General features: G+C 60.7%; 6 protein-coding genes and 1 pseudogene. 4 read left to right on the top strand and 3 right to left on the bottom strand.

Translation table 11 applies throughout. From position 1 onward, the window contains the following. The 4 genes from Q0J75_RS12180 to Q0J75_RS12165 all read left to right on the top strand — a co-directional run. Positions 1-521, top strand: a 521-nt coding sequence (locus Q0J75_RS12180; protein ID WP_297201719.1) for a phosphate ABC transporter ATP-binding protein, incomplete at its 5' end; no start/stop codon positions are given. Between the two features lie 14 nt (positions 522-535). Beyond that, positions 536-1186, top strand: a complete 651-nt coding sequence (phoU, locus tag Q0J75_RS12175; protein WP_297201716.1) for a phosphate signaling complex protein PhoU — start codon at positions 536-538, stop codon at positions 1184-1186. A gap of 30 nt (positions 1187-1216) precedes the next feature. Beyond that, on the top strand, positions 1217-1885 hold the full coding sequence (locus Q0J75_RS12170) for a response regulator transcription factor (protein ID WP_297201713.1): 669 nt from the start codon (positions 1217-1219) through the stop codon (positions 1883-1885). A gap of 41 nt (positions 1886-1926) precedes the next feature. Next, a complete protein-coding gene (locus tag Q0J75_RS12165) occupies positions 1927-3657 on the top strand; it encodes a sensor histidine kinase (RefSeq protein WP_297201711.1) in 1731 nt (576 codons plus the stop codon). A gap of 107 nt (positions 3658-3764) precedes the next feature. Here the strand turns inward: Q0J75_RS12165 and arcC are convergent, their stop codons facing one another. The 3 genes and pseudogenes from arcC to Q0J75_RS12150 form a co-directional block, all read right to left on the bottom strand. Then, complete coding sequence (arcC, locus tag Q0J75_RS12160; protein WP_297201706.1) at positions 3765-4706, bottom strand: carbamate kinase; 942 nt, start codon at positions 4704-4706, stop codon at positions 3765-3767. A gap of 387 nt (positions 4707-5093) precedes the next feature. After that, positions 5094-6293, bottom strand: coding sequence for a knotted carbamoyltransferase YgeW (ygeW, locus tag Q0J75_RS12155; protein WP_297201703.1), 1200 nt, complete (start codon positions 6291-6293; stop codon positions 5094-5096). 124 nt (positions 6294-6417) lie between these two features. After that, positions 6418-6882, bottom strand: a pseudogene (locus tag Q0J75_RS12150) (YgeY family selenium metabolism-linked hydrolase); the annotation flags it as partial.

Raw genomic sequence — 6882 nt, 5'->3', positions numbered from 1 at the left:
ACGTGACCTGGCTGCGCAAGCAGATCGGCATGGTGTTCCAGAAGCCCAACCCCTTCCCCATGTCCATCTATGACAACATCGCCTACGGCCCCCGCACCCACGGCATCAAAAACAAGAGCCGTCTGGACGACATTGTGGAAAAGTCCCTTCAGGGGGCTGCTATCTGGGACGAGGTAAAGGACCGGCTGAAGAAATCGGCTCTGGGCCTGTCCGGCGGCCAGCAGCAGCGTATCTGCATTGCCCGCGCCCTGGCGGTGGAGCCCGACATCCTGCTGATGGACGAGGCCACCTCCGCTCTGGACCCCATCTCCACCTCCAAGATCGAGGATCTGATCTCTGATTTGAAAAAGGACTACACCATCGTTATCGTCACCCACAATATGCAGCAGGCCACCCGCGTGTCCGACAAGTGCGCCTTCTTCCTGCTGGGCCAGCTCATTGAGTTCGGCGACACCACCCAGCTCTTCTCCGTTCCCAAGGACAAGCGCACGGAGGACTATATCACCGGCCGCTTTGGCTAATTCAGGAGGTTCCCATGAGAAAAACCTTTGACGCGGAGCTCCAGGAGCTCAACTATGAAATGATCGACATGGCGGCCGCCGCGGAGGACGCCATCGATGTGGTCACCGAATCGCTGGCCTCCAGTGACGACGGAGCCGCCAAATCCGCGGTGGAAATGACCAAGCACATGGACCAGATGGAGCGGGACATTGAAAACCGCTGCCTGCGGCTGCTCCTCCAGCAGCAGCCGGTGGCCCGGGACCTGCGCACCATCTCCGCCGCACTGAAAATGGTCACCGATTTGCAGCGCATCGGGGACCAGTGCGCCAACATCGCTGAGATTTCCCTGCTCCTCCAGGAGCAGAAGCAGACCCGCACCCTGGCGGACATCCGCACCATGAGTCAGAAGGCGGGCGTCATGGTCAAGCGGGCCATTTTCGCCTATGTCAACCGGGACACCGACGCCGCCAAGGCGGTGGTCAGCCTGGACGACGAGATCGACCAGCTTTTCCGCACCATCAAAAGCGAGCTGGTGGAGCTCATTGTGGAGAACCGGGAGGAGGCCGACCAGGCCATCGACCTGATTATCATTGCCAAGTACCTGGAGCGCATCGCGGACCACGCGGTCAACATCGCCCAGTGGGCCATTTTCTGCGTCACCGGCGAGATCCAGCCCCAGGCCTGACCGGGCCAATACAAAACGGAAGGTGATCCCATGTCCAGAGCCATTGTGGTGGTGGAGGACGACGAGAGCATCCGGGAGATGCTCCGCTATTATTTCCAATCAGTGGGCTATTCCGTCCGGCCCTATGAATCGGGAGAGGCCATGTTTGAGGGGGAGGCGGACCAGAGCACGCCGGTACTCTTTATCCTGGATATCATGCTGCCCGGTATGGACGGTCTGGAGATCCTCCGCCGCCTGCGGCAGGGCCGGGATACCGCCGAAGCGCCGGTCATCATGCTCACCGCCCGCTCGGCCGAAATGGATCGGGTATCCGGGCTGGAAAACGGGGCTGACGACTATGTGGTCAAGCCCTTTGGCATTATGGAGCTTCAGGCCCGGGTAAAGGCGGTGCTCCGCCGTACCCAGCGCAAGGGGGACCAGGTGCTCACCTGCGGGGACCTGGAGATCGACCCCGCCGCCCGGGAGGTCCGCAAGGACGGCAAACTGGTGGAGCTCACCTTCAAGGAATTTGAGCTGCTCAAGTTGCTGTGCTCCCGCCGCGGGGTGGCCCTCACCCGGGACGAGATCCTTCATGCCGTGTGGGACTACGACTATACCGGCGAGACCCGCACCGTGGATATGCACGTCAAGTCTCTGCGGCAGAAGCTGGGCGATCAGGTCATTACCACCGTCCGGGGCGTAGGCTATAAAATGTCCTGACGGCCGCCCGCTTTCTATGATCTGCGCGAGAGGAGAAAACTATGAAGAAACGAATCATCGGCGCGACCCTGCTCACCGTGGTATTTGCCCTGCTGATCTCCAATGTGGTGAGTATTCTCATGTTCCGCGACCGGGAGATGGCCGCCGCCCGTAACACCTTACAGGAGCTGCTGGTGCTGATGGACGCCCAGAGCGCCATTACCGAACCGGAGGCCCTGGCAGAACAGTTCCATGCCGCCGCCCCCGACAAACGCCTGACCATCATCGACACAGACGGCACCGTACTGGCCGATACCGACGCCGATACCTCCACCCTGGAGGATCACAACAACCGGCCCGAGGTGGCCCAGGCGGAATCCACCGGCTGGGGCGAGGCGGTGCGCCAGTCGGACACCATGGGCACCTCCATGCTCTATGTGTCCAAACGCTTTGCCGACGGCATGATCGGCCGGGCCTCCATGCCCCTGTCCTCCATCAACAGCCTGGTCACCGGCGGGATTTGGGGCTTTGCCATCGCCTCTGTGGCCGCCATTCTGCTGGCCTTCCTGCTGTCCCGCCGCACCGCCAACCGCATTGTCGCCCCCCTCAACTCAGTGGGCACCGCCCTTCAGGGGGTACTGGACGGTAAAAAGACCTCCGGGCTGGAGGGACTCCAGGCGGACGACGAGCTGCGTCCCATCCTGCGCTACATTGACAAGCTGATGGAGCAGCTGGGGGGCTACATCCAGTCCATTACCGACGAGCGGGACAAGGTGGGTCTGATTCTGGATTGCATGGACGAGGGCCTGATCCTGCTGGATGAGAGCGGCAATGTGCTGGCCATCAACCGGGCCGCCCGCACCCTGTTCGGCTTCCCTGAGGGGGAGCAGGATGACGGCGCGCTGCTGCTCACCCGCAGCCGCCGGCTCCGGGAAGCCATCCACGACTGCCAGGAAAAGCACACCCCCGTGGTGCTTGACGTGGACGCCCTCACCGAGGACGCCCGCTCCCTGCGGCTGTTCGTCTCCCCCGTTTCCGGCCGGCAGTACGAGGGCCAGGCCGTGGGCACCTCCCTGCTGATTTCCGATGTCACCGAGCTGAAAAAAGCCGAGGGCATCCGCAGCGAATTTACCGCCAATGTATCCCATGAGCTGAAAACTCCTCTGACCAGCATCAAGGGCTTTACCGATATGCTGTCCAGCGGTATGGTGGCCTCCCCTGCCGATCAGAAGCGGTTTATCACCATGATCGGGGTGGAGGTGGACCGGCTCATTGATCTCATCAACGACATTCTCAAGCTGTCTGAGCTGGAGTCGGTGACCATCGACCAGACAGAGGAGCGCTCCGCTGTGCTGGAGGCCGCCCAGGAGACCGCCTCCCTGCTGGAGCCCTCCGCCAAAGAAGCCGGTGTGACGCTGGCTGTGGAGGGTGAGGCCGCCACCGTGGCCGTCCCCATGAGCCGGTTGAAAGAACTGCTGTTCAACCTGATGGGCAACGGCATCAAATACAGTGAGAACGGCGGCGTGGTCACCACCCGGGTGGCCGTCCAGAACGGCAAGGTCATCATTTCCGTCCAGGACAACGGCATCGGCATCCCGGAAGAGGACCAGAGCCGGGTGTTTGAGCGGTTCTACCGGGTGGAAAAGGGCCGGGCCCGCAAAAACGGCGGCACCGGTCTGGGGCTGGCCATTGTCAAGCACATCACCCAGCTCTACGGCGGCACCGTGGGCCTGGAAAGTGAGGTAGGTAAGGGTTCTACCTTCACGGTGACTTTACCCATCCCCCAGAACTGAACCAAATAGGAAAACCGTTCCCCCTCTGCCAGTGGCAGAGGGGGAACGGTTTTTTCCGAAAAGACACGCCCCAGGAGGTTTCCTGGGGCGTGTCTGCTTGATTGGAATTACTGATGGATCGCGGTACCGGTCTTACCAGCCACGCCGTCCTTGGCCTTCTCCAGCAGGGTGATGAGGGCGGAACGGCCGGGAGCGCTCTCGGCAAACTGCACGGCAGCCTGCACCTTGGGGAGCATGGAGCCGGGGGCGAAGTGGCCCTCGTCCATGTACTTGCGGGCCTCGTCGGGAGTCAGCTCGTCCAGCCACTTCTCATCGGGCTTGCCGAAGTTGATGGCCACCTTCTCAACAGCGGTGAGAATGATGAGGGTGTCGGCCTCCAGCTGCTGGGCCAGCACGCAGGAAGCGAAGTCCTTGTCGATGACGGCAGCAGCGCCCTTCAGGTGATGGCCCTCGGTCTTGTAGACGGGGATACCGCCGCCGCCGCAGGCCACCACCACCAGGCCGGCGGCCACCATGTCCCGGATGGACTGGATCTCAATGATGGACTGGGGCTTGGGAGAGGCCACCACACGGCGATAGCCACGGCCGGCGTCCTCGATGACGTTGTAGCCGCGCTCGGCCACCATCTTGTCGGCCTCTTCCTTGGTCATGAAAGCACCGATGGGCTTGGTGGGATTCTGGAAAGCCTTGTCCTCGGGGTCCACCTCCACCTGGGTGAGCACGGTGGCCACACCCTTGTTGATGCCACGGTCCAGCAGCTCCTCCCGCAGGGCGTTCTGCAGGTCATAGCCGATGTAGCCCTGGCTCATAGCCACGCACACGGACAGGGGGCAAGGAATGTACTTCTCAGGATCGGAACGGGTCAGCTCGGTCATGGCCTTCTGGATCATGCCCACCTGGGGGCCGTTGCCGTGGGCGATAACCACCTCATGGCCCTCCTGGATCAGGTCCACGATGGCCTTGGCGGTCTGCTTTACGGCGATCATCTGCTCAGGAAGATTGTTACCCAGAGCGTTGCCGCCCAAAGCAATTACAATGCGCTTGCCCATAATAAAAACACCTCATCCTTATCATTTTAGCATCTTAAACTCCGAGAGGGCGGCAATGCTCACCGCGCCTCCGGCGCGTTCAAGGGTTTTGCCTCTGGCAAAACCTTGGCGCAGGCGGAATTCACTTCCGCCGAGCATATCAAATCTTGAGGAGTCCCCAGGACAGCGCCGCTGTCCTGGGGAGATTGCCGCCCAGGGCAATTACAATGCGCTTGCCCATCATAAAAACACCTCATTATTGTAATTTTATATATCGGTTTTACCCTTAGTATTTCACTTTTGAAATAGTTGGGCCCATCCGCACAGAATCAGGCAGGTAGACCTATGCGGACGGGCCTCAATCAGGAAGGGGAAGGAAACTGGAAGTCAGTCAGGAATCGGAATCAATTACTTCTGGAACCAACGAGCCATGCCGCGCTCCTCCAGAGCCTTCAGAGTGGCCTGGGGATCCTTGACCTTGGCCAGGAAGATCATAGCGGCAATGATGTAGGGCTTATAGGAAGCCTCCTTGTACAGAGGATCACGATAGCGATCGAACACGGAAGCCTCGACCTCACCGTCCTTGCAGGACACGTCGTTGATGTCGGCGGGCAGGCAGTGCATGTACAGGGCCTTGCCGTCGCGGGTGGTCTTCATCAGCTCCTCGGTGCAGCACCAATCCTTGTGGTTGGCGTTCTGAGCCAGCAGCTCTTTCTCCAGAGCCTTGATGCCGTCGGTGTCGCCCTCAGCGTACAGGTTGGTGCGCTTCTCCATGGCGGCGAAGGGAGCCCAGCTCTTGGGATACACGATGTCGGCATCCTTGAAGGCCTCAGCCATGCTGTTGGTCTTGGTGAAGGTGCCGCCGGACTTCTCGGCGTTCTTCTTGGCAACCTCCTCAACCTCAGGCATAACCTCGTATCCCTCGGGGTGAGCCAGGACAACGTCCATGCCGAAGCGGCTCATCAGGCCGATGATGCCCTGGGGCACGGAGAGGGGCTTGCCGTAAGAGGGGCTGTAGGCCCAGGTCATGGCGATCTTCTTGCCCTTCAGGTTCTCCACGCCGCCGAAGTGATGGATGATGTGCAGCATATCGGCCATGGCCTGAGTGGGGTGGTCGATGTCGCACTGCAGGTTGACCAGGGTGGGCTTCTGCTCCAGAACGCCGTCCTTGTGGCCCTGGGTCACGGCCTCGACCACTTCCTTCTGATAGGTGTGGCCCTTGCCGATGTACATATCATCGCGGATACCGATAACGTCAGCCATGAAGGAGATCATGTTAGCGGTCTCGCGGACGGTCTCGCCGTGAGCGATCTGACTCTTGCCCTCGTCCAGATCCTGAACCTCCAGGCCCAGCAGGTTACAGGCGGAAGCAAAGGAGAAACGGGTACGGGTGGAGTTGTCGCGGAACAGGGAGATGCCCAGGCCGGACTCAAAAATCTTGGTAGAGATGTTGTTCTCACGCATGTAGCGCAGAGCGTCGGCCACGGTGAAGACAGCCTCGATCTCGTCGTCGCTCTTGTCCCAGGTCAGGAAGAAGTCGCCCTCGTACATCTCCTTGAAGTTCAGGGCATTCAGCTTGTCGATATACATCTGCAGAGTCTTGTCCATTGCAATCGATCTCCTTTTTTTAATATAGTCGGTTGATGGGTGGATACGGGGTTGGCATATCCGCAGGGGCGGCCATGGGGCCGCCCCAATGGGACGGATTCAATGCTCAGCGATTCAGCGCTTCTTACTTAATATCGTTATTGGTCTTGCCGGCGCGGAACTGAGACACATCGGCGGTCTTGTTCTCCTCCTTGTACAGGCCGGGCACGGCGGCGTACAGGGCGGCGCAGGAGACCAGATCCTGCTTCCAGGTGATCTCGTTGGGGGCGTGAGCCTGAGACTCGGCGCCGGGGCCGAAGCCCACGCAGGGGATGCCGTAGCGGCCCTGGATGGCAACGCCGTTGGTGGAGAAGGTCCACTTGTCGATCAGAGGACGGTGACGCAGGTGCATGGCGCCGTCGGGCCCGATGCGCTCCTCGCCGAACAGGGCGTGGTGGGCGTCGGCCAGAGCCTGCACGTGAGCGGCGTTCTCCTTGTTGATCCAGGTGGGGAAGTAAGCCTCGGTCTCGTAGACCTCGCCGGTCCAGGAGGGACGGTCGTACATGTACATGGACACCTTCACGTCGTCGCCGTACTTCTTCACGTTGGG

Origin of the sequence: uncultured Flavonifractor sp. (genome assembly GCF_944385615.1) — a bacterium.
GTDB lineage: Bacteria > Bacillota > Clostridia > Oscillospirales > Oscillospiraceae > Flavonifractor.
This window is presented reverse-complemented; position numbering and strand designations above follow the sequence as displayed.

Excerpts from the sequence above, each read along its gene's own strand:
- phoU (WP_297201716.1), top strand. The coding sequence starts at position 536 with ATGAGAAAAACCTTTGACGCGGAGCTCCAGGAGCTCAACTATGAAATG.
- Q0J75_RS12170 (WP_297201713.1), top strand. The coding sequence starts at position 1,217 with ATGTCCAGAGCCATTGTGGTGGTGGAGGACGACGAGAGCATCCGGGAG.
- Q0J75_RS12165 (WP_297201711.1), top strand. The coding sequence starts at position 1,927 with ATGAAGAAACGAATCATCGGCGCGACCCTGCTCACCGTGGTATTTGCC.
- arcC (WP_297201706.1), bottom strand. The coding sequence starts at position 4,706 with ATGGGCAAGCGCATTGTAATTGCTTTGGGCGGCAACGCTCTGGGTAAC.
- ygeW (WP_297201703.1), bottom strand. The coding sequence starts at position 6,293 with ATGGACAAGACTCTGCAGATGTATATCGACAAGCTGAATGCCCTGAAC.